The organism is Streptomyces sp. NBC_00285 (assembly GCF_036174265.1).
GTDB lineage: Bacteria > Actinomycetota > Actinomycetes > Streptomycetales > Streptomycetaceae > Streptomyces.
Map to the genome: position 1 here is coordinate 9,889,301 of NZ_CP108055.1, position 21,297 is coordinate 9,910,597.

Annotated in this window: 18 protein-coding genes, 1 pseudogene and 2 riboswitches; of the genes and pseudogenes, 12 read left to right on the plus strand and 7 right to left on the minus strand. The window is 70.2% G+C overall.

Annotated elements, in window-relative coordinates; translation table 11 throughout:
- Positions 1 to 173 precede the first annotated feature (173 nt).
- Positions 174 to 512: a hypothetical protein gene (locus OHT57_RS45175; RefSeq protein WP_328752797.1), complete on the plus strand. Its 339-nt coding sequence runs from the start codon at positions 174 to 176 to the stop codon at positions 510 to 512.
- Positions 513 to 541: 29 nt separating this feature from the next.
- On the opposite strand, the gene OHT57_RS45180 is transcribed toward OHT57_RS45175, so the two are convergent.
- The 3 genes from OHT57_RS45180 to metE form a co-directional block, all read right to left on the minus strand.
- Complete coding sequence (locus tag OHT57_RS45180) at positions 542 to 1,117, minus strand: histidine phosphatase family protein (protein WP_328752798.1); 576 nt, start codon at positions 1,115 to 1,117, stop codon at positions 542 to 544.
- Positions 1,114 to 1,659: a dihydropteroate synthase gene (locus OHT57_RS45185; RefSeq protein WP_328752799.1), complete on the minus strand. Its 546-nt coding sequence runs from the start codon at positions 1,657 to 1,659 to the stop codon at positions 1,114 to 1,116. The genes OHT57_RS45180 and OHT57_RS45185 overlap by 4 nt, the downstream gene beginning before the upstream one ends.
- 98 nt (positions 1,660 to 1,757) lie before the next feature.
- Positions 1,758 to 4,082, minus strand: a complete 2,325-nt coding sequence (gene metE, locus OHT57_RS45190) for a 5-methyltetrahydropteroyltriglutamate--homocysteine S-methyltransferase (RefSeq protein WP_328752800.1) — start codon at positions 4,080 to 4,082, stop codon at positions 1,758 to 1,760.
- Between the two features lie 154 nt (positions 4,083 to 4,236).
- Positions 4,237 to 4,460, minus strand: a riboswitch (cobalamin riboswitch).
- A gap of 122 nt (positions 4,461 to 4,582) precedes the next feature.
- Between metE and OHT57_RS45195 the strand changes: the two are divergent.
- The 4 genes and pseudogenes from OHT57_RS45195 to OHT57_RS45210 all read left to right on the plus strand — a co-directional run.
- Positions 4,583 to 4,944, plus strand: a pseudogene (locus OHT57_RS45195) (short-chain fatty acyl-CoA regulator family protein); the annotation flags it as partial.
- Positions 4,917 to 5,033: riboswitch (cobalamin riboswitch) on the plus strand. Its footprint overlaps the pseudogene before it by 28 nt.
- Positions 5,034 to 5,108: 75 nt before the next feature.
- On the plus strand, positions 5,109 to 6,155 hold the full coding sequence (locus OHT57_RS45200) for an ABC transporter substrate-binding protein (protein WP_328752801.1): 1,047 nt from the start codon (positions 5,109 to 5,111) through the stop codon (positions 6,153 to 6,155).
- Between the two features lie 5 nt (positions 6,156 to 6,160).
- On the plus strand, positions 6,161 to 7,174 hold the full coding sequence (locus OHT57_RS45205; RefSeq protein WP_328752802.1) for an iron chelate uptake ABC transporter family permease subunit: 1,014 nt from the start codon (positions 6,161 to 6,163) through the stop codon (positions 7,172 to 7,174).
- The gene (locus tag OHT57_RS45210; protein WP_328752803.1) at positions 7,171 to 7,992 is read left to right on the plus strand and encodes an ABC transporter ATP-binding protein; all 822 of its coding nucleotides are present in this window, start codon (positions 7,171 to 7,173) and stop codon (positions 7,990 to 7,992) included. The genes OHT57_RS45205 and OHT57_RS45210 overlap by 4 nt, the downstream gene beginning before the upstream one ends.
- A 373-nt stretch (positions 7,993 to 8,365) precedes the next feature.
- On the opposite strand, the gene OHT57_RS45215 is transcribed toward OHT57_RS45210, so the two are convergent.
- On the minus strand, positions 8,366 to 9,031 hold the full coding sequence (locus OHT57_RS45215; RefSeq protein ID WP_328752804.1) for a TetR/AcrR family transcriptional regulator: 666 nt from the start codon (positions 9,029 to 9,031) through the stop codon (positions 8,366 to 8,368).
- A gap of 16 nt (positions 9,032 to 9,047) precedes the next feature.
- Positions 9,048 to 9,806 (minus strand): SDR family oxidoreductase, encoded by a 759-nt coding sequence (locus tag OHT57_RS45220; protein WP_328752805.1) that lies wholly within the window; start codon positions 9,804 to 9,806, stop codon positions 9,048 to 9,050.
- A 118-nt stretch (positions 9,807 to 9,924) separates the two neighbouring features.
- Here OHT57_RS45220 and OHT57_RS45225 point away from each other — a divergent pair, with 118 nt between their 5' ends.
- The 3 genes from OHT57_RS45225 to OHT57_RS45235 all read left to right on the plus strand — a co-directional run bounded on the left by OHT57_RS45225 (position 9,925) and on the right by OHT57_RS45235 (position 13,603).
- Positions 9,925 to 10,872 carry a quinone oxidoreductase family protein gene (locus OHT57_RS45225; protein WP_328752806.1) on the plus strand — a complete coding sequence of 316 codons (948 nt, stop codon included), beginning with the start codon at positions 9,925 to 9,927 and terminating at the stop codon, positions 10,870 to 10,872.
- A gap of 394 nt (positions 10,873 to 11,266) precedes the next feature.
- Complete coding sequence (locus tag OHT57_RS45230) at positions 11,267 to 12,292, plus strand: sigma-70 family RNA polymerase sigma factor (RefSeq protein WP_328752807.1); 1,026 nt, start codon at positions 11,267 to 11,269, stop codon at positions 12,290 to 12,292.
- Positions 12,293 to 12,406: 114 nt separating this feature from the next.
- Positions 12,407 to 13,603 (plus strand): NAD(P)/FAD-dependent oxidoreductase, encoded by a 1,197-nt coding sequence (locus tag OHT57_RS45235; protein ID WP_328752808.1) that lies wholly within the window; start codon positions 12,407 to 12,409, stop codon positions 13,601 to 13,603.
- 105 nt (positions 13,604 to 13,708) lie between these two features.
- On the opposite strand, the gene OHT57_RS45240 is transcribed toward OHT57_RS45235, so the two are convergent.
- Complete coding sequence (locus tag OHT57_RS45240; protein WP_328752809.1) at positions 13,709 to 14,440, minus strand: dienelactone hydrolase family protein; 732 nt, start codon at positions 14,438 to 14,440, stop codon at positions 13,709 to 13,711.
- Positions 14,441 to 14,771: 331 nt separating this feature from the next.
- On the opposite strand from OHT57_RS45240, the gene OHT57_RS45245 reads away from it, so the two are divergent.
- Positions 14,772 to 15,161, plus strand: a complete 390-nt coding sequence (locus tag OHT57_RS45245) for a hypothetical protein (protein WP_328753515.1) — start codon at positions 14,772 to 14,774, stop codon at positions 15,159 to 15,161.
- Between the two features lie 483 nt (positions 15,162 to 15,644).
- Here OHT57_RS45245 and OHT57_RS45250 read toward each other — a convergent pair whose 3' ends face one another.
- Positions 15,645 to 16,613 (minus strand): DUF1152 domain-containing protein, encoded by a 969-nt coding sequence (locus tag OHT57_RS45250; RefSeq protein WP_328752810.1) that lies wholly within the window; start codon positions 16,611 to 16,613, stop codon positions 15,645 to 15,647.
- 328 nt (positions 16,614 to 16,941) lie between these two features.
- Between OHT57_RS45250 and OHT57_RS45255 the strand changes: the two genes are divergently transcribed.
- The 3 genes from OHT57_RS45255 (at position 16,942) to OHT57_RS45265 (ending at position 21,191) form a co-directional block, all read left to right on the plus strand.
- The gene (locus OHT57_RS45255; protein ID WP_328752811.1) at positions 16,942 to 18,123 is read left to right on the plus strand and encodes an ROK family transcriptional regulator; all 1,182 of its coding nucleotides are present in this window, start codon (positions 16,942 to 16,944) and stop codon (positions 18,121 to 18,123) included.
- A 519-nt stretch (positions 18,124 to 18,642) separates the two neighbouring features.
- Complete coding sequence (locus OHT57_RS45260; protein ID WP_328752812.1) at positions 18,643 to 20,166, plus strand: sugar ABC transporter ATP-binding protein; 1,524 nt, start codon at positions 18,643 to 18,645, stop codon at positions 20,164 to 20,166.
- On the plus strand, positions 20,163 to 21,191 hold the full coding sequence (locus OHT57_RS45265; protein ID WP_328752813.1) for an ABC transporter permease: 1,029 nt from the start codon (positions 20,163 to 20,165) through the stop codon (positions 21,189 to 21,191). The genes OHT57_RS45260 and OHT57_RS45265 overlap by 4 nt, the downstream gene beginning before the upstream one ends.
- The last annotated feature ends 106 nt before the right edge of the window (positions 21,192 to 21,297 follow it).

A 21,297-nucleotide genomic window follows, 5' to 3' on the forward strand; every position in this document is an offset into this window, starting at 1 on the left:
TCCGACCATGAGTGAGGGCCCGCGGAACCAGGCGAGTTCCGGGGGCCCTCTCGTGTTCTTCGGACACCCGACGGGCCCGGACCACGGGCATGACCTATCCACCCCGGCCCGACGCAACAGGCCCGCCCGACCGATTGGCCGAGGCCGGAGAAGGCGAGCAGCGGAGGAGCCGAGTGGCCAGACGACCCCAGCCCCGCCATATCACCCTGGGCGGCCGGGAGGCCGTCGCCCTGACCGTCGAGGAGTACGAGCAACTGCTCGCCAGCCGACGGCAGATCGGCGGCCAGAGCGCCCGTGTGCGGGTACTCGCCCTGGAGGCCAAGCGGACCGAGCAACTCCTGCGGAACCTGGAGACTCTGGTCGGGACTTCGGACGGGGGGTGCGGTGCCTCGGCAGGTGCGGCGAGGTCGGAGGAGTGCCCGACCGTGTGCGTCGCCGGGGCCCTCGATGCCGACTGCCTGCGGTGCGCCATCGCGGAACTGCTGCGCCGGCACCGGGATACGGCCGCCTGAACCGGATCCGCCGGGAGTGCCGGTGGCGCTCATGGGTGCAGGGTGTGCCCCAACCGCAGATTCCAGCGCTCGCCCTGACCGCTGATCTCGGTGGCGGTCAGCGGCCGAACGTCGGCACGCCAGAAGGCCGTCACGGGCGCTCCCAGTACGTGTACCACCGCGGCTCGCACGACATCGGGTTCCACCACGGCCAGGGTGAGGCCGTCGGACTCCGTCACGGTGTCCAGCCAGCGGGCGACTCGCAGGCACAGGTCCTGCACCGACTCGCCGCCGTGGGGTGCGGAGGCGGGGTCGGCGAGCCACTGTGTCAACGCCTCCGGTTCGTCCCGGCCGACTTCGTCGAGCGTACGGCCCCGCCAGCGGCCCGCGTCAAGACCGGCCGGTCCGGCATCGGCTGTCTCCACGGCGAGGCCGAGCGCGGCGGCGGTCTCCCGGCAGCGCGTGCTCGGCGAGGTGACGAGACCGGCGCCCGAGGGCAGCGAACCCCTTGCCGAACGGGCTTGCAGGGCACCGGAGTTGTCCAGGGACGTCGTGCCGTCGTCGAAGCGGGCCTGGCGGAGGGACGGGTTCGTCGCGGGTGAGACGAGGGTGACGCGGTGGGTCACGAGTGTGCTCCTACGGGCTGTGTCATGGGTTGCGGTTCTCCACCGGACAGGGCACGGACGTACGCCGGTCGGGGTCGACGGCGCGTAGTCCTCCGGCTGGGGTGGACGCCCTCGCCGACCAGTTGGTCGATGACACCGTCCAACCGTCTCATCTCCTCGTCGGTGCGCACCCGCTGTGCTCCCGGATGGCTTGCGGCAGGCCCGAGTTCGATGATGTCAGCCCCCTCCGAGCGCAGCCGTTGGGCGTGCGCCACAGCTGGGGTCAGGAAGCGGTTCCCGTCGGAGAACGAGTCCGCGGTTCCCGACTCCCCGACGATGCTGACCGGTTCGGCGGCGGCGTACCGGATCCCCTGCGGATGTCCGGATGTCCGGATGCCTCGGCCAGGGGCCGAGCGGATCACCGAGCGGGTCTCCGCGCAGGGCGAGAACGTTGTGCACGCCCTGGGCGGCGTAGTGGTGGAGACGAACGTGGGGATCAGTGCCTCCAGTCGGCGGATCACGGTCCGGAGACCGGCTTCGGCCGCCGTGGTGCGTGGCGACATGAACTCGAAGAGCCATGGGCGGGTGCTTTCTCCCGAGCCGGGGCCGGGGCCGGGAGAGCGCGGCGGGCGCGTCCTCCCCCGGCCGGCCGGGCTTTCGGTCAGGACGTGGAGAGTTCCGCGCGGACCGTGCGGGCGGCGGTGACAAGGTTCTCCAGGCAGGCGCGGGTCTCGGGCCAGCCGCGGGTCTTCAGGCCGCAGTCGGGGTTGACCCACAGCCGCTCGGCGGGGATGGCCTTCAGGCCGGTGCGCAGCAGTTCGGCGGCTTCCTGCGCGCTCGGCACGCGAGGGGAGTGAATGTCGTACACACCGGGTCCGGCCTCCCGCGGATAGCCGTGTGCGGCGAGCTCACGCGCCACCTGCATGCGGGAGCGGGCGGCCTCCAGGCTGATCACGTCGGCGTCGAGGTCATCGATGGCCTGGATGATGTCACCGAACTCGGCGTAGCACATGTGCGTGTGGATCTGAGTGTCCGGCCGCACTCCGCTGGTGCTGAGCCTGAACGCCTCGGTTGCCCACGCCAGATACCCGGCGTGGTCGGCGGCCCGCAGCGGCAGTGTCTCGCGCAGGGCCGGCTCGTCGACCTGGATGACCGAAGTGCCTGCCGTTTCAAGGTCGTTGACCTCGTCACGCAGGGCGAGGGCGACCTGCCGTGCGGTCTTGGCGAGGGGCTGGTCGTCGCGGACGAAGGACCAGGCGAGCATGGTGACCGGGCCGGTGAGCATGCCCTTGACCGGGCGGTCGGTGAGGGACTGTGCGTACGTCGTCCAGCGCACCGTCATCGGCCCGGGCCGCGAGATGTCGCCGGCCAGGATCGGCGGGCGGACGTAGCGGGTGCCGTAGGACTGGACCCAGCCGTGCTGGGTGGCCAGATAGCCGGTGAGCTGTTCGGCGAAGTACTGGACCATGTCGTTGCGTTCAGGCTCGCCGTGTACGAGGACGTCCAGGCCGGCCTTCTCCTGGAAGGTGACCACATCCTGGATCTCCGCCTTGATGCGCTCCTCGTAACCGGCCGTGTCGATTCGTCCTGCCCGCAAGTCGGCGCGGGCGACGCGGAGTTCACCGGTCTGGGGGAACGACCCGATGGTGGTCGTCGGCAGCAGCGGCAGCCCCAGATGGGCGCGCTGGGCGGTGGCGCGTGCGGCGTACGGCTGGGAGCGGCGGGCGTCGGTGTCGGTGACTGCCTCGGCACGGGCGCGGACGGTTGAGTCGTTGGTGATCGGCGAACTGGCGCGGGAGGCCAGGTCTGCGCGGTTGGCGGCCAATTCGGCGCTGATGGTGTCGGTGCCCTGGGACAGGCCCTTGGCGAGGGTGACGATCTCGGCGGTCTTCTGCCTTGCGAAGGCCAGCCAGCGCAGGATCTGAGGCTCGGTGTCCCGCTCGGCCTTCGCGTCCAGCGGGACGTGGAGAAGGGAACAGGAGGCGGCCACGTCGACCCGGTCGGCGAGCCCGAGAAGGGTGCCGAGGGTGGACAGGGACTTCGACAGGTCGTTGATCCAGATGTTGCGTCCGTTGACGACGCCGGCGACCAGGCGCTTGCCGGGTAGTCCGCCCACGGCCGCCAGGGCGTCCAGGTTGGCTGCCGCCGCCTCGGTGAAGTCCATGGCCAGCCCCTCGACCGGGGCCTTGGCCAGCACCGGCAGGGCGTCGCCGAGCCGGTCGAAGTAGGAGGCGACCAGCAGCTTGGGGCGGTTGGTGAGGGCGCCGAGATCGCGGTAGGCGCGGGTGGCGGCGTTCAGCTCGGCCGGTGTGCGGTCCTGCACCAGGGCGGGCTCGTCCAGCTGCACCCACTCGGCACCGGCCGCGCGCAGGTCGGCGAGGACCTCGGCGTACACCGGGAGCAGTCGGTCCAGGAGGGTGAGCGGCTCGAAGTCCGCGGGCACGCCCGGTGCGGCCTTGGCCAGGAGGAGGTAGGTGACGGGGCCGACCAGGACCGGCCGGGCGGACAGACCGAGGGCCAGGGCCTCCTTCAGCTCCGCGACCTGCTTGGCGGAGTTCGCGGTGAAAGCCGTGTCAGGGCTCAACTCGGGTACCAGGTAGTGGTAGTTGGTGTCGAACCACTTGGTCATCTCCAACGGGGCGGTGTCCTGGGTGCCGCGGGCCATGGCGAAGTAGCCGTCGAGGGCGTCGGCGTCCACGGCCACCGCCACCCGGTGGCGGGCGGGGATCGCGCCGACCATGACAGTGGTGTCCAGGACGTGGTCGTAGTACGAGAAGTCACCGGTGGGCACCTCGTGGATGCCGGCCTCGGCGAGCCGGCGCCAGTTGGCGGCGCGCAGGTCGGCCGCGGTCGCGCGGAGGGTGCCGGCGGTGACGCGGCCCTTCCAGTAGCCCTCGACGGCCTTCTTCAGTTCTCGGTTCGCGCCCTGGCGGGGGTGGCCGTACACGGTGGCGCGTGCTGCCGCGGCTGCGGTCTTGGTGGTCACGGAGATCTCCTTCGCGAGATGAATCCCTGAGATCCCGGAGACGGGACGAGAGCGCGAAGGTGTGACGAACCGGACGGAAACGGCCCACGGCCGTCCGCTCGATATGCACGTCGACCCGCCCACGAGGTCACCGGGATGTCCGTGCCCGGAGTTGTCCGCACACGGGCAGTTGGCAGGTCTTCGGACTCGTGGGCACGCCCTCCTGTACGGAGGACATCTACTGGCCGTCGCTTCCCGGACCCGGTACGTCGGGTCCAGTGCGTATGACGGCGGTCGTTCCCACTCACCGCTGCGGGGCAGTCCCGGATTCCCACCGGGTTCCCTCTTGCGACGCATCCCGCCTGGCGGACGGGGCGAACCAGCTGCACCAGCCAGCGTAAGGGGACGGTTCTGAGTCCGGAGGGTTGCTTCCATCATTCGGACGGTGAGCAGGCACACGCGGGTGAGCAGGTGTGAAACGGGCCAAGGGTGGGCAGCGCGGACAAGGCTCCTCAGCGACCCGCGGGATCACCCTGCACTGCTGCGGCTGGGGCGAACCCGGCAAGACTTCCGCCACCGCCACCGCCGTCGGCTGCCAGATCCGTTACGCCCACCACCTCGTCCGCTCCGACGGCCTCGATCTCGCCAGTGCCTCCGCCGCCACCCCCATCGGCATGGGCCGCCGCGTCTGCGAACGCCTCGACTGCCCCCAGCGCGTGCGCTTCCATGCGGTCAGCCGCTGCGGATCGACCAGAACACCAGCACGTTCGTGCCGTATCCCGTGACCGGCCACACGACTTGCCCCGGCGATTACTGCGATAGCCTCATCGGGCCAGTCGAGCCACAACCGAGGCCAGGGAATCCGGTGCGAACCCGGAACTGACGCGCAGCGGTGAGGGGGACGGGCGGGGCACGACGCCACTGGGAGACCGGGAAGGCGCCCCGGCCGGACGAACCCGAGTCCGAAGACCTGCTGGCACCGCCGCGCCCCGGCGCGGAGGAACGTCCGTAGGCCAGGCTCCGCGTACGAGCCCCGACCCCAAAGGCATGCCCGTGCTCCGCACCGTTCACCGTATTCCGGCGCTTCTGATGGCGTCGGCCCTGCTGCTCACCGCCTGTGGCTCCTCCGGCGGCGGAGACGTGAAGTCACAGAAGACCTCAGCCGTCGGCTACCCGGTCACCATCGACGACTGTGGCCGGAAGGTCACCCTCAAGTCGGCCCCGAAGCGGGCCGTCTCCCTCAACCAGGGCACCACCGAGATCCTGCTCTCCCTGGGCCTGGCCGGCCGTATGGCGGGTACGGCGACATGGACCGATCCGGTGATGAAGGGCCTTGGGAAGGCCAACGCGTCCGTGCCGAGGCTCGCGGACAACGCGCCTTCGTTCGAGAAGGTCCTGGATGCCGAACCCGACTTCGTGACCGCCTCGTTCGTCTCCACTCTGGGCAAGGGCGGGGTCGCCACCCGCGAGCAGTTCGAGAAGCTCGGCGTGCCCACGTACGTCTCGCCGTCCGACTGCTCCGCGGGCAAGGACAACGACAGCGGCGGCGACGGATCGCGCAGCGAGCCGCTCACCCTCGACGCCGTTTACGGCGAGATACGGGACCTGGCCCGGGCGTTCGGAGTAGGAGAGCGCGGTGAGAAGCTCGTCGCCTCGCTGAAGCAGCGGGTGGGGACGGCCACCGCCGGACTGCGCGCTTCGGACGTCTCCCTGATGTACTGGTTCGCCAACTCCCAGTCCCCGTACCTGGCCGGCTGCTGCGGCGCGCCGGGCGCCATCACCCGTGCCGTCGGTGCGAGGAACGCCTTCGCCGACACCCACGACGAATGGCCGCAGATCGGCTGGGAGACCGTCGCCGACCGTGACCCCGACGTCATCGTGATCGGTGACCTGACCCGCAAGCAGCAGACCGCGGAGACCGCAGCGGCCAAGATCCGCTTCCTGGAGACCAACCCCGCCACCCGCAACCTGACCGCTGTGAAGAAGAAGCGATACGTCCTGCTGTCCGGCCAGGCGATGAACCCGTCCATCCGAACGATCGAGGGGATCGAGGAGGTCGCGGCCGGTCTGCGGGACTTCGGACTGGACAAGTGAGCCAAGTGAGCGTCCGTACACCGCTGTTGACGGGCGCCGGGCTGGCCGCACTGCTCGCGTCGATCGCCGTTGCCGTGACCATCGGCCCGGCGGACATCTCCACGGGAGACGTCTGGGCGTCGGTCGCGGCCCATCTCGGCCTCGGCGAGGGCAGGTTGGCGCCGCTGCGGGACGGCATCGTGTGGAACCTGCGCATGCCACGCACGCTCCTCGCCGCCGTCTGCGGAGCCGGGCTGGCCGTGTGCGGGGCGGTGATGCAGTCGCTGCTGCGCAACCCCCTGGCTGATCCCTTCGTACTCGGAGTCTCCTCCGGCGCCTCCACGGGAGCGGTCGCCGTGGTCGTGCTGGGGGTGGGCGGGGGAGTGGTGTCCCTGTCGGCGGGCGCCTTCCTCGGTGCGTTGCTCTCCTTTGCCCTGGTGCTGCTGCTCAGCCACACCCTGGGCGCCGGCACCGACCGGGTGGTGCTGTCCGGGGTGGCTGCCATGCAGCTGTTCTCCGCGTTGACCTCGTTCATCGTCCTGACCTCGGCCGACGCGGAGACCACCCGGGGCGTGCTGTTCTGGCTGCTGGGCTCGCTCACCGGTGCCGACTGGGGACAGGTGCTGCTGTGCACGGCGGTCCTCGCCGTCGTCCTGACCGTCTGCCTCGGGCACGCCCGCACACTCGACGCGTTCGCCTTCGGCGACGAGGCCGCAGCAGGACTCGGCGTCCGGGTCACCCGCACCCGCCTGGTCCTGCTCTGCGCAACCGCGCTGCTCACCGCCGCCCTGGTGAGCTGCGCCGGCGCGATCGGCTTTGTCGGCCTGGTCCTGCCGCACGCCACCCGCGTGTTGACCGGTGCCGGCCACGCTCGCCTGCTGCCGGTGACTGCGCTGACCGGCGCCGTCTTTCTGGTGTGGGTCGACACCCTCGCCCGTACCGCCCTCGACCCCCAGGAGGTCCCGGTGGGCGTGGTGACGTCCCTCATCGGCGTCCCCGCGTTCGTCGTCGTGCTCTACCGCGGACGGAGAACGGCATGATCAGCCTGCACACCGACCGCGTCGTACGGCACCTCGCGGACAAGGTCGTCGTCGACGACGTCACCCTCACCCTGCGCCCCGGCGAGACCGTCGGGTTGCTCGGCCCCAACGGCTCCGGAAAATCAACTCTGTTGAGACTGCTGGCCGGGGTCCTCGCGCCCACGGCCGGAGTGGTGACCCTGGACGGGCGCCCGCTGGCCGAGGTCGGCCGCCGGGCCACCGCCCGCCGTATCGCCACCGTTGAACAGCACGCCCACACCCAGACCGAGCTGACCGTGCAGGACGTCGTCGCCCTGGGCCGCATCCCGCACCGCCGCGCCTGGACCCCGCCGACGGCGGCCGACGCCGCGGCCGTCACTGAAGCACTGGCCCGCACCGGACTGACCGACCGGGCCGCCCAGTCCTGGCACACCCTCTCCGGCGGTGAACGCCAACGCACCCAGATCGCCCGCGCGCTCGCCCAGGAACCCCGCGAACTCCTCCTCGACGAACCCACCAATCACCTGGACATCCAGCACCAGTTGGACCTGCTGGCGCTCGTCGTGAGCCTGCCGGTCACCACGGTGATCGCCCTGCACGACCTCAACCTCGCCGCGATGTACTGCGACCGCCTGCTCGTCCTGCGCGAGGGCCGCGCCATCGCGGAGGGCACCCCGGCCGAGGTCCTGACACCCGCCCTCATCGAGCGGGTCTACGGCGTCCGCGCCGAGGTCACCCACGAACCCGGCCACCCCGCGATCCGCTTCCTGCGCCCCGCCGCCCCGGCTCCGCCGAACCCGAAGAGGGGCGTGACGGGTGAGGTCCCGACAGCGAACTGAATCAGTGGCCACGGAGCAAACCTCCACCGCAACGGCACCGTGCCGCGTTGCCGTCTGCCGGGACTGCCGCTGTGGAACCCGAGGATCATCAGCGTGGATGCCGCACCCCTCCTGGATCCGCCAAGTAGCGGGTCACACGAGGTGTGGCGGTCACCTCGTGTCAAGTCCCGGTCCCGATGCGACTCATCAACGGCAGCCGGTCCCAACTTGAACGCGACAGGGCTCCGGTGTCGTCGCACGATCACGGACCGGACGTCCTGCGACTACGCCGAAGCTCCTTGACCGGGGATCCGGTTGATCCCTCAGCGTGATGGACGAAAGTGCAGGGCAGCGAATGGGGTGTGGGTGCCGTAGTCACTTCGGGGCGCAGGGCTCAGCCCTCGGAGGCGTTCCACAGGTCGCTGAGTTCCGCCCAGTCCGGAGCCGGGCTCTGCAACGCGGTGTGCCCGTCAGTGGTCGACGTGCGCAGTCCGGCGAGGACCAGGTCCAGGTACCGCAGGTGGAGCGTGGTGGCGCGTTCGTCGGTGACGGGGATCCGCGCGGTGAGGTGTTCGAGCAGCAAGGGGACGTCGGCGGAGGTGAAGTCGGCACGCAGTACGCCTGCGCGGTGGGCGCCGTCCACCAGGTCGTCGAGGGCGGCCCGGAGCAGGCGTGAGGCGGCCGCGATCTCGTCGGTGGCCGGCAGCCGGCCGCCGAGCAGCGGGAGCAGCGGGCCGACTGCACCCTGGGCCGAAAGCGCGTTCCGCAGGAAGCGGGTGAAGGCCGCCCAGGGGTCCGACTCCTCGGCGAGGGCTGTGCGGGCCTGGGCGACGAGCTGCTCCATCCCCATGACGCGCATCCGCTGGGCCAGCAGTTCCTTGCTGGGATAGCGGCGGTAGAGGCTGCCCATGCCGATGCCGGCCCGGCGGGCGATCTCCGAGACGGGGGCGTCCCAGCCGAGCTCGGCGAAGACTTCGCGCGCAGCCTGCATGAGGCGGGCGTCGTTGCGGTCTGCCTCCCGCCGACGGCCGCGGGGTCTGCCGGTCTGCGTGTCACCCATGGACAGGCATTCTCCTCTACCGGCGTGCCACGCCGTACCCACCGTCGACGGTGAGCACCTCGCCGGTGACGAAGCCGGCCTCCTCGCCGACGAGCATCGCGATGAGCCCAGCCACGTCCTGCGGCTCCGCGACACGGCCCAGGGGGGTGTTCTCCGCCAGCCGCCGCTGGAACTCCTGCGGCATGCACGCGCTGCTATCGGTGCGGACAAAACCCGGCGCCACGACGTTGACGTTGATGCCGAGCGGACCGGCCTCGTAGGCAACGAAGCGCGCGAAGGTGTTGAGGGCGGCCTTGGCGGTGCCATGGGCGGCCATGCCGGGGGCGGGCGGGCCGTCGGCCACGGCGCTGGAGACATACACGATGCGGCCCTGGCCCTGGGTGCCCATCAGCCCCAGTGCCCCCTGGGTGAGCGTGTAGACGGATGCCAGCTCGTCCGTCACCTTCGTCCTGAAGTCGTCCCAGGCGAGGGCGCGAACCGGGGTGGGAATGAAGCGGGCGCCGGCGTTGCAGACAAGAACGTCCAAGCGCCCGTCGACCGCGGAGCGCTCCAGCAGTTCGGCAGCCTGGGTGGGGTCGTACACGTCGGCCTGTACGGCGAAGGCTTCCCCGCCGTCGGCCTTGATGCCCTTGACCACCTGGTCGGCTGCCTCACGGTTCGAGAAGTAGTTGACAGCCACGCGGTAGCCGCGAGCCGCCAGTTCCCGCGACGTGGCAGCGCCGATTCCCCGACTGCCGCCGGTCACCAGGGCCGTCGGCTGGGTCGTGGTGTTCATGTGTCCTCCTGAGTCGGCGTGATTCGTCTCCAACCTATCCGAGCGGAGCGGAGCGCTCCGCTCAAAAAATTACCCACGAGGGGGAATCGGCCCCTCCGGCACCGCGTTGACTACCGACATGAGCGAAGCAGTAGTAGCGCGTGCCTATGGTGGTCCCGAGGTGCTGTCGGTGACCGATGTCGCCGTGGCGGAGCCCGGGCCGGGTCAGGTGCGCATCGAGGTCCGTGCCGCCGGCGTCAACCCTTTTGATCACAAGATGTACAGCGGCGCCTTCGGAACCGATCCGGCGAACCTTCCGATGCGGCTCGGTGCCGAAGCGGCCGGTGTGGTGACCGCTGTCGGTGCCGACGCGACCGGCCCCGCCGGTCCGATCCGGATCGGCGACGAGGTGATCGCGTACCGAGCGCCCGGCGCGTACGCCGCCGAACTCGTCGTCCCGGCGTCCGCAGTGGTGCCCAAACCCGCCGCTCTCTCCTGGGAGCAGGCCGGGGGACTGATGGTCACGGGCGTCACCGCTGTGCACGTCCTCGAAGCGATCGGCCTGCGCGAGAACGACTCGGTGCTGATCCACGGCGCCGCGGGTGGCGTCGGCCTGCTGGCCGTGCAACTGGCTGTCGAGCGCGGAGCCACGGTGCTGGGGACGGCGAGCCCGGCCAAGCACGACGTACTGCGCGACCTGGGGGCGATTCCGATCGCGTACGGGCCGGGTCTGGCGGACCGGGTGCGCGCGGCAGCACCGCAGGGAGTCCACGCGGCCGCCGACCTGGTGGGCAGCGACGAGGCGGTGGACGTCTCGGTGGAGCTGGTGGCGGACCGGTCCCGCATCGCGACCGTCGCCGGGTTCGAACGCGGGGCCAGAGCCGGAATCAAGCTCCTGGGCGGCGGCCCCGGCGCGGACCCCGGCACAGCAGTCCGCGCCGCCGCGCGCCTGCAGCTCACCGAAGCCGCGGGGGCCGGGCGACTGCGCGTCCTGATCGCCGCAAGCCATCCGCTGCGCGAAGCCGCCGCGGCGCATCGGCAGAGCATGACCGGGCATACGACGGGGAAGATCGTCCTGGTCCCGTGACCCGGCCCCTGACCGCACCGGCCACTTCGTTCTGATGACCGTGCCGGCCGGCGCACGGGCCCCGACGGTGATGTAGCCGTGACGTCATGGCGTCGCCGTGAGAACGCACGAGGCAGTGTCCAAGGCGGAAGCGGTGGCCAAGAGCTCTGCTCCTTGCCGCGCGGTGGCGGGTACCGCAGGGATCGGCGGCACGCACCTGCTTCAGGTGGCAGGCGCGCGCCGCTCAGGGTCCGTGCCGCCGTGCACACCCACCGTCCCGTGCGGCGGCACCCGGTGAGCTGCATACCAGACTTCGGGGACGCCGGCGTCCGAAGCAGTCGTCACACGGCGGGCTGCCGCCCGGCTGATGAACGGACACCGGCTGTGGCGCACCGCGGCGGTTTAGGATCCTGGCATGGCCCTGTTTCTGAGTGACGTGGACCGGTTCGAGGCGACCAGGCCGCGTCTTGAGGCCATCGCCTACCGCATGCTCGGCTCGGCGAGCGAGGCGGAAGACGCCGTGCAGGAGACCTACCTTCGCTGGCAGGCCACCGATGTCGGGCGTATCGAGGTACCCGAGGCCTGGCTGACCAAGGTGCTCACCAACCTCTGCCTGAACCAGCTCACCTCCGCCCGTGCGCGCCGAGAGACCTACGTCGGCCAGTGGCTGCCCGAACCGCTGCTCGAAGGGGACCCGATGTTGGGCCCTGCGGAGACCGCCGAACAGCGCGAGTCGGTGTCGTACGCCGTAATGGTGCTGTTGGAGCGGCTCACGCCGAACGAGCGTGCGGTGTACGTTCTGCGTGAGGCGTTCGCGTACTCCCACCGGGAGATCGCCGAGATCCTGGACCTCAGCGAGGCGGCGAGCCAGCAGATCTTCCATCGGGCGAAGAAGCATGTGGCGCAGGGCAAGCCGCTGTTGGCTTCCGGCTCAGATGGTGCCAGTGCTGCCCGTTCCGGGGAGGCTGTCCTCGGCGGTGTTTCCGACGGGGCGCGGAGCGAGATCGATGAGGCTGCCGTGCGCCGGATCGTGGAGGAGTTTCTCGCCGCGGCAACCAGCGGTCGGACCGAGCCGCTGATCAAGCTGCTCACCTCGGACGCCATCGCGGTCGGCGACGGCGGCGGCAAGGTGCCGGCCCGGGCCAGTGCCTTCGAGGGCGCACGCGCGGTGGCCAAGTTCCTGCGCGGACTGTTCAAGCCGGCTCAGGCCAAACGGGATCTGTTGGGCGGATCACCCGACCTCTACGCCACTACGGTCAACGGCGGCCCCGCGGTCGTGGCGGTCGTCGACGGGCGGGTCTTCGGCATCATGTGCCTGGAGCGCACGCAGGAGGGCATTGCCGCGATCCGCAGTCAGGTCAACCCCGACAAGCTGGAGCGCGCCACACAGCGGTGGGCGGCGGGCGATTTCGGTCCGCCAGTTCTCGCCGAAGCCCTCTGAACCGTCGTGTGACGCAGACCACTCGCTGCTCCTGTCAGGAATCCGCGGCCTGCCCGGTTCAAGGGGCGTGACCGGGCCAGCAGGCACCGGACCCGCACAGACAGGAGCAGCAGAATGCAGCACCGGATCATCGTCCTCGGGGCCGGATACAGCGGAGCGATCGCGGCAGGCCGTCTCGCCAAGCGGCTGCGGCGTGAGGACGTCGCCATCACCCTCGTCAACGCCGAGCCCGACTTCGTCGAGCGGGTCCGGATGCACCAGCTGGCCGTCGGCCAGGACCTCAGGCCGCGCCCGCTGCGCGAGATGTTCACCGACACGGGCGTCGAGCTGAAGCTCGCAAAGGTCACGTCGATCGACGTGGACCTCAAGACCGTCGCGGTGGAGAGCGCCGAGGGCACGGCGGAACTGCCGTACGACACCCTCGTCTACGCCCTCGGCAGCGCCGGGAACGACCACGGTGTCCCGGGCGTCACCGAGCACGCCCACCAGATCGCGAGCCGCCCCGGCGCACTCCGGCTGCGCGAGCGGCTGTCCAGGCTGGCCGAGGGCGAGACGGTCCTCGTCGTGGGCGGCGGCCTGACCGGCCTGGAGTTCGCAACGGAGCTGGCCGAGGCCCGTCCCGACCTCGACGTCACGCTCGCCACGCGCGCCGAACCGGGCGACTGGCTCTCTCCGAAAGGCCGCGCCTACCTGCGCAAGGTCATCGGCAGGCTCGGCATCACCGTGCACGAGAACGCCACCGTGACCGCGGTCGAGGCGGACCAGGTCACGACCGCGGACGGTCGGGTCCTCCCGGCCGCTGTCACCGTCTGGACGACAGGCTTCGCGGTCCACCCGCTGACCGCAGGCACCGGCCTCGAACTCGCCGACACCGGCCGCATCGTGGTCGACGCGACGATGCGTTCGACCTCGCACCCGGATGTGTACGCGATCGGCGACGCCGGCCACGCCCTCGGCGCCGGCGACAAGCCACTGCGCATGTCCTGCGCCTCGGGCACCCCCATGGCCTGGCAGGCCGCCGACTCCATCGCCGCCCGCCTGACGGACGGCAAGCTGCCGCACGCTCCGCTGCGCTACTTCAACCAGTGCATTTCCCTCGGCCGCCAGGCGGGCCTGATCCAATTCGTCACCGCCGACGACCGCGCCGTGGACCATGCCCTGACCGGACGCTTCGCCGCCCGCTACAAGGAGTTGATCTGCAAGGGCGCCGCCTGGGGCGTCGCCAACCCGACGATGGGCATTCCGGTGCGGCGGCGGGCGGCAACGATTCGCGTGGCGACGGAGGGGACGGCGCCGGTGGCGCGGCGGTGACTTCTCTCCCGGCTCCAGCAGGGAGAGAAATCACCGTGGCCGGTGCGCGAACGTCCCCATCGTGACCGGATCCCGCCTGGCGCGTCACACAGTGCCGGCGGCGTATCAGCCGAGGTGTCGCTCGAAGAACCGCAGAGTGCTGTCTGTCTCGAAGGCCGGGACCCCACCATGCTTGCCGGGGTTGGCGTGCAGGGTCTTCTCGGTTGAGGCGAAGGCGTCGAACAGTGCCAGGCTCTGGGCCCGCGGTACTCGCTCGTCGTCCCACTGCATGAGGAACTCCACCGGGACGGTGATCCGCGCGGCGGCCTCGCACGGTACCTCGGCACCTCCCAGGCCCAGCACCGCCGCCCGGATCCGGGGTTCGGCGGCAGTGAGCGGGACGCCGATCACACAGCCCAATGACACGCCCCAGTAGCCGATGGGGCCGGTGCCGACATGGCCGAGCTTCTGGACCGCGGTGAGGACTCTCTGCCATTCCGGCACGATCTGGCGCCCGACGAGTGCCTGGAAGTCGGCGATCAACGGAGCCAGTTCCTCAGCGGCGTCGAGCCGGGCCTCGTACTCGGTCGCGATGCGGGTGAACTCCTCATGGTCCGGCCGGTCACCGTGGCTGGGCGCGTCGATCGCCACTACGGCGAAACCGCATTCGGTCACGAAGCGGTGCGCAAGGTCCGTGACGTCAGGGGCCTTCTTGTGCTCTCCGCCGCCGTGGCCCATGGCGATCAGCGGGCGGGTCCCGTCGGCACCTTGGGGAGACCAGAGCACGCCGGGGATGTCACCGAGGAGGAAGAGCTGTTCCACGATGGCGTCGGAGGACGTCTGGGAGGTGAAGCGCATGACGTTCGGGACCTTTCGGGAGCCTGCTTCTGGCGTTTTCCACGCTACCGACGTCCAGGCCGTCCACGACGTGCTCGTCGCCGACGGCAAGGGGACAGTGCTCGTGGGCGATCAGTGAGCGGAGGACGGCTTGTCCGGTGGCGCCGTTGTGCCGGATCGCGGCGGTCGGCGGGACGGTGCGTGGTATGACGCGGGCCATGGCCCCTCCGGGTGCGCGCCCTGGGTGCCGATCGAGGTCAAGCTGTCCCATGAAGGTCTCGTTGATCGATTCGAAGACCTGCTTCGCGTCTCCTCAGGCGCACCCCTTGGACCACACCACCAGGAGGAACCGGTGTCATACCCGCAACCGCTCACCCCCGAGGAGAAACTCGCCGACGCGAAGAAGGAGTTGAGCCTCCCGCCCATTGTCGTGATCTGCGGCTCCACCCGTTTCATGACCGAGATGACGGAGGCCGATCTGCGGGAGACCAAAGCCGGAAAGATCGTTGTCAAGCCGGGTTTCGACATGAAGGCGCCGCACGAACTCTGGTCCGATCCTGCCGAGGCCGGGGCGCTGAAGGTTCGACTCGGCGAACTGCACCGGGCGAAGATCCGACTCGCTGATGAGGTGCTCGTAGTCGGCGACTACATCGGAGACAGCACCCGAGCCGAAATCGCCTACGCGCGGTCGCTGGGCAAGCCCGTGGGGTTCACGCACCCCGAAGTCGACCCTGACGCCTGACCGCCCACCCCCACACCTTCCGCAGGCATCTCTTGGATCGGGTCAACCAGGCGGGCGGTGGAAGCGGTTGGCCTTTGCGTTGGTCGGGGCCGCCAGGGATGTGTCCAGCGCGGGCCGATGCCGTTTCGTGGCGGTTCGCGTGCCTGGTGTTCTTCGTTCAGGCTCAGGCGTTGTCGGTCAGCGCGCGTTCGACGGTGACCCGTGGGCGGCGAACCAAGCGGTGGTCCGAACCGGAAGGGCAGCGCAGGTAGGGACCGGTTTCATCAACGAGCCACTCGGTGCAGGTGAGGCGGGAGCGGCTGCCGCGGGTAGGGGTAGGGCGGGCTGTGACCGTGGCCGTCTTGGGGCCGCGGGTCGGCCGTGGACGCAGACCTGGCCGTCCGTGGTGGGCCTCTCGTGCCGGGGGTTGCACCAGGCCGGTCCGACCCCCACGGCGACGGGTACTGGCAGCCGTCCTCAGGGGGCGGATCCCCGGAGGACGGCTCAGTGCGGGAAGGCCCGCGGCGGGCGCTGACGGGGCAGCGTGGTGCGGAACTCCTCGATCACGGAACTCACCTGCCGCATCAGCGAGGTCCGTTCCAACAGGTCGAGGTAGAGATTGCGGCGGGCCAGTCCGGGCAGGTCCACGCAGAAGTACAGTGCCATCAGCGGGTTGATGAACAACTCGCTGTTCTTGGTCCTTTCCGTGAACCGGACGTCGCCGAAGTCGCCGCGCACTGCGGCGGCGACGGATCCGTTCACGATGCTCGGGTGGCTCATGGTGTGGCGCTGTGCGTGGGCGACCGCGTCGAGATAGAGCAGCGCGCCCTCCCGCGCCGCGCCGAGCAGCGAGAACGCCCCGAGGTAGGCGCCGTCCCGGTCCAGGGCGGCCAGGTTCTCCAGTACGAGCGAGTGGTTCACGCCGTGATAGGCGTCCACTCCGAAGCCGAGGCAGGCCACCAGCCGGTGCGGGACCTCCTCCAGCCCGTTCACGGCGGCCAGGCTCGCCATGTCCTCCTCCGGGGTGCCCAGACCGTGTTCGTCGCCGCGCATCAGGATGTCGGTGCCGCCGTCCACCAGCACGACCGCGTCGACACCGCCGAGATGCGTGATCAGTGTTCGGTAGGCCGCCCGCAGCGGACGAACTCCGATGCTGGGGAACGCGTACACGGTCGACGGCAGATCCTGCGTCACCAGCCACTGGGCGAGCGTGCGTTCGGGGAAGTAGTCGCCGCGCAATGGGGTGTCGGGACCGATGGCCGCGACATCCTCGTCCACCCATGTGTCGAGGTCCAGGCCGTACAGGTTGGCGAAGGACAAGTTCGCGAGGTGCACCTCCTTGCCTGCGGACCGCAGCGCGATTGCGAGCGGGAGTCCGGCGTACACGTCGAAGCCGCCGCCTGCACCGGCGATGAGTACCCGTTGCGCGTCGCGCAGGCGGGTGAAGAACGCAGGTTCCCCCAGAGTGATCACCGCAGGACGCTACTGCACTTGATCGGGCGATGCGGGGTGATCGCCTGACAGGTGAGGATCGATTCCGGGGCGGGGCGGCCCGTCGGCCCTGTCGGCTCCAGGTTCCGAGGAACGGTCTGCAGGTCGGCGGCCGTGGCAGTCCCCGCAGGCTTCTCGGCGACCAATGAGCTTTGTCCTGTGGGTGGATAAAGAAGTGCCCTACCCGTGCGTAAGTACTTCCCACTCCGGAAAATCATTGTTACGTTCCTCTCCGACGGCCTGACGACGCAGTCAGTGCAGACAGGCGTCCGATACCCGGTCGTGGGTGAGGGGAGGGATCGTGCGACGGATGACTGCTCGACCTGAGAACGCCCATCAGGCGCGGTTGCTTCGTCTGCTGCGTGACAACGGTTCCAACTCCCGTGCCCAGCTGGGTGATCTGGTGGACCTGTCCCGTTCGAAGCTGGCGGTCGAGGTTGACCGGCTGCTGGAGACGGGGCTGGTCGTGGCGGACGGCCTGGCCCCCTCCCGGGGCGGCCGTCGGTCGCACAACATCCGTCTCGCGCCGACGCTGCGTTTCCTCGGCGTCGACATCGGTGCCACGTCGATCGGTGTCGCCGTGACGAATGCGGAGTTGGAGGTCCTGGGGCATCTGAACCAGCCGATGGACGTCCGGGAAGGTCCGGTCGCGGTCTTCGAGCAAGTCCTGTCCATGGCAGCGAAGTTGAGGGCCTCCGGGCTCGCGGAGGGGTTCGACGGCGCCGGCATCGGCGTCCCGGGACCGGTCCGCTTTCCCGAGGGTGTCCCGGTGGCTCCGCCGATCATGCCCGGCTGGGACGGCTTCCCCGTGCGGGAGGCGCTCAGTCAGGAACTCGGCTGCCCGGTCATGGTCGACAACGACGTGAACCTGATGGCGATGGGGGAGCAGCACGCCGGTGTCGCACGCTCCGTGGACGACTTCCTCTGCGTCAAGATCGGTACCGGCATCGGTTGCGGCATCGTCGCAGGCGGGGAGGTCCATCGCGGGGTGACCGGCAGCGCTGGCGACATCGGGCACATCCAGGTGGAACCGGAGGGCCGCGCGTGCGTGTGTGGCAACCGGGGTTGCCTGGAAGCCCACTTCAGCGGTGCCGCGCTGGCCGGTGACGCGGAGCAGGCCGCGCGTGAGGGCCGCTCGGCACACCTCGCCGCCCGGCTGGAGACAGCCGGACGTCTGACGGCCGAGGATGTGTCGGCCGCCGCGGCTGCCGGGGACCCGGTCGCTCTGGAACTGATCCGCGAGGGTGGGAAACGCCTGGGGCAGGTCATCGCGGGGCTCGTCAGTTTCTTCAATCCGGGACTGGTGGTGATCGGTGGCGGTGTGACCGGGCTCGGACACACGTTGCTGGCCAGTGTCCGGACCCAGGTGTACCGGCAGTCGTTGCCGCTGGCCACGGGCAACCTGCCGATCGTGCTGGGGGAGTTGGGGCCGGCTGCCGGAGCCATCGGCGCGGCCAGGCTCATCAGCGACCACGTCTTCTCGCCGGCCTGACCGCTGGCCACCCCTGTCGGCAGCGGATCACCACACGCGCCGGTGCAACCCGGCGGCGCCAACCAATCAAACGCCAACCAGTCAATCACCGCCCAACGAGACGCCCACCGAACCAGGCGCCACCGAACCAGGCGCTGCCACCAAGCGTCAGCGCCACTTCCTGCGCGATCCTGCACACCACCCGGCGCGCTGCGGCAACCCCGTGACGCCCAGGCGGCATCAACAGGCTCAGCAGCGCACCCGTAGCGCCACCACGACAGCCGCAGGCCCACCGGCGCACCCGTAGGGCCACCGCAACAGCCCCAGCACCGCCGTATCCGCCCATGAAGCGTCGGCGGCCGCCACCCTCTGGAAGGTCGCCGGGCGATCAAGCCTGCCCTGCCCTTCCCGGCCGCCGCGCCGGCCCGGCGCACACCGCACTCGACGCCAGGGCTCCATGCCGCCCACGCCGCCCACGCAATCGAGACATCCAGCCCAGCCCTGCCCACTCACGGCCCGTATCCGCCGAGGGGATTCCTCATGGCACCGCAACCGCCCCTGCTCACCATGTCCGGCATCACCAAGTCGTTCCCGGGCGTTCGCGCCCTGGACGGCGTGGATCTCGAGGTCCACGCCGGTGAGGTCCACTGCCTGCTCGGCCAGAACGGGGCCGGCAAGTCCACTCTGATCAAAGTGCTCGCCGGGGCTCACCAGCCGGACAGTGGTGAGATCACCTGGCGAAGTGAGCCCGTGACCCTGGGGTCGCCGATCGCCGCCATGCGGCTGGGCATCGCCACCATCTACCAGGAACTCGATCTGATCGAAGGGCTGTCCGTCGCGGAGAACGTCTTCCTCGGGCATGAACCCACCTCGGCCGGGTTCGTGGTGCGCGGTTCCGCAGCCCGTACGGCGACCGCGGAGCTGCTGAAACGTCTGGGGCACTCGGAGGTCGATCCGACGCGGCTGGTCGGTGACCTGTCCGCGGCGCAGCAGCAGATCGTCTCGATGGCCCGCGCGCTGTCCCACGAGGTGCGGTTGATCGTGATGGACGAGCCGTCGGCGGCGCTCGACCCCGAAGAGGTGGACAACCTGTTCAGGATCGTCGGCGATCTGACGGCCGACGGCGTCGCCGTCATCTACATCTCCCACCGCCTTGAGGAGATCCGCCGCATCGGCGACCGGGTCACGGTCCTGAAGGAGGGCCGTTCGGTCGCGGGCGGCCTGCCCGCCAAGTCCACACCGACCCATGAGGTCGTGACCCTGATGACCGGGCGGAACGTGGAGTACGTCTTCCCCGAGCGGCCCGAGGCCGGGTTCGCCGCGAAGCGGGAGCCGGTGCTGAAGGTCGAAGGGCTGAGCAGGCGAGGGGAGTTCGCCCCTGTCGATTTGGAGCTGCGGCCCGGGGAGATCGTCGGCCTGGCCGGGCTCGTCGGCTCAGGGCGCAGCGAGATCCTGGAGACGATCTACGGGGCTCGCAAGCCCGACGAAGGCCGTGTCCTCGTCGACGGCACGCCCCTGCGCCCCGGAAGTGTCCGCGCCGCCGTCAGCGCCGGTATCGGTCTGGCGCCCGAGGAACGCAAGGCGCAGGGCCTGCTGATGCTGGAGTCCGTCAGCAGCAACGTCTCGATCTCCACGCTGTCGCGGTTCGCCCGCGCGGGCTGGCTCGACCGCCGTACCGAACGGGCCGCGACGCACCAGGCGGTGCGGGAACTGTCCCTGCGGCCGGACAATCCCGACGCCGCGATCAGGACCCTGTCCGGCGGCAACCAGCAGAAGGCCGTGCTCGCACGCTGGCTGTTGCGCGGCTGCAAGGTGCTGTTGCTGGACGAGCCCACCAGGGGTGTCGACATCGGCGCCCGGGCGGAGCTCTACGCAGTGATTCGCAGGCTGGCCGACGAGGGCCTGGCCGTACTTCTCGTGTCCAGTGAGGTGCCCGAGGTCCTGGGGCTCGCCGACCGGGTGCTGGTGCTCCGTGAAGGCAGCGTCGTGCACACGGCGGACGCCCGGGAGCTCGACGAGCACCGAGTACTCGATCTTGTGATGGAAGGGAGCCCGACGCCATGACGCAGCCGGCCACCGCGGCGCACGAGGATGCGCCGACACCCGCGGCCAAGTCCGCGGGGGAGCAAGGGAGTTCGCGTCGATCGGGTCCGCGCTGGGACGTGCGCACCCTGTCCTTGCTCGGAGTCCTCGCCGTCCTCGTCGCGGTCGGTGGGATCACCGCACCGGACGAGTTCCTCGCGACGAGCAATCTGCAGCTCGTCCTCACCCAGGCCTCCGTGATCGGTGTCGTCACCGTCGGCATGACGTTCGTCATCACCTCTGGCGGCATCGACCTGTCGGTCGGCGCGATCGTGGCGCTCGCCTCGGTGTGGGCGACGACCGTGGCCACCCAGGAGTTCGGCTTCGCGGGCATTCTGTTCACCGCGGTGATCGTCGGTGTGGGCTGTGGTCTCGTCAACGGTCTGCTGATCGCCTACGGCAGGATGGTGCCGTTCATCGCGACGCTGGCCATGCTCGCCTCCGCCCGGGGGCTCGCACTGCAGATCACGGACGGCAGCACGCAGATCGTGAGCATCGCGTCGGTGCTCGACCTGGGCGCCAGGGACTCCTACATCCTCGGCATCCCGCCCCTTGTCCTGATCTTCGCCGCGGTCACCGTCATCGGCTGGCTGGTCCTCAACCGCACCACCTTCGGCCGCCGCACCGTCGCGGTCGGCGGCAACGCGGAAGCGGCCCGCCTCGCCGGTATCGACGTACGCCGCCAGCGCCTGTACCTGTACCTGCTGTCCGGGCTGTGCTGCGGGATCGCCGCGTTCATGCTGATCGTGCTCGCCGGCTCGGGGCAGAACACCAACGGCAACCTCTACGAGCTGGACGCCATCGCTGCGGCGATCATCGGCGGCACCCTGCTCAGCGGCGGCCGCGGCACCATCATCGGCTCCGTCCTCGGCGTTCTGGTCTTCACCACGATCACCAACATCTTCGCCCTGAACAACCTCGAGACCGCTGTCCAGCAGATCGCGAAGGGCGCCATCATCGTCGCCGCCGTCCTGGTCCAGCGCCGCTCGCTGCACGGCGACACCTGACACCGTGCGGCACAGGCCGGACGGCGGCCCCTGACACCGCCGTCCGGCACCCCACCTCCTCCATCGGACGCCCACCACCCGCCAGTTGGACTCCGTCGAACCCCAC

Coding starts and splice junctions, on each gene's coding strand:
- OHT57_RS45230 (WP_328752807.1), top strand. CDS start 11,267: ATGGCCCTGTTTCTGAGTGACGTGGACCGGTTCGAGGCGACCAGGCCG.
- OHT57_RS45255 (WP_328752811.1), top strand. CDS start 16,942: ATGACTGCTCGACCTGAGAACGCCCATCAGGCGCGGTTGCTTCGTCTG.
- OHT57_RS45200 (WP_328752801.1), top strand. CDS start 5,109: ATGCCCGTGCTCCGCACCGTTCACCGTATTCCGGCGCTTCTGATGGCG.
- OHT57_RS45210 (WP_328752803.1), top strand. CDS start 7,171: ATGATCAGCCTGCACACCGACCGCGTCGTACGGCACCTCGCGGACAAG.
- OHT57_RS45265 (WP_328752813.1), top strand. CDS start 20,163: ATGACGCAGCCGGCCACCGCGGCGCACGAGGATGCGCCGACACCCGCG.
- OHT57_RS45215 (WP_328752804.1), bottom strand. CDS start 9,031: ATGGGTGACACGCAGACCGGCAGACCCCGCGGCCGTCGGCGGGAGGCA.
- OHT57_RS45220 (WP_328752805.1), bottom strand. CDS start 9,806: ATGAACACCACGACCCAGCCGACGGCCCTGGTGACCGGCGGCAGTCGG.
- OHT57_RS45225 (WP_328752806.1), top strand. CDS start 9,925: ATGAGCGAAGCAGTAGTAGCGCGTGCCTATGGTGGTCCCGAGGTGCTG.
- OHT57_RS45260 (WP_328752812.1), top strand. CDS start 18,643: ATGGCACCGCAACCGCCCCTGCTCACCATGTCCGGCATCACCAAGTCG.
- OHT57_RS45240 (WP_328752809.1), bottom strand. CDS start 14,440: ATGCGCTTCACCTCCCAGACGTCCTCCGACGCCATCGTGGAACAGCTC.
- OHT57_RS45235 (WP_328752808.1), top strand. CDS start 12,407: ATGCAGCACCGGATCATCGTCCTCGGGGCCGGATACAGCGGAGCGATC.
- OHT57_RS45185 (WP_328752799.1), bottom strand. CDS start 1,659: ATGTCGCCACGCACCACGGCGGCCGAAGCCGGTCTCCGGACCGTGATC.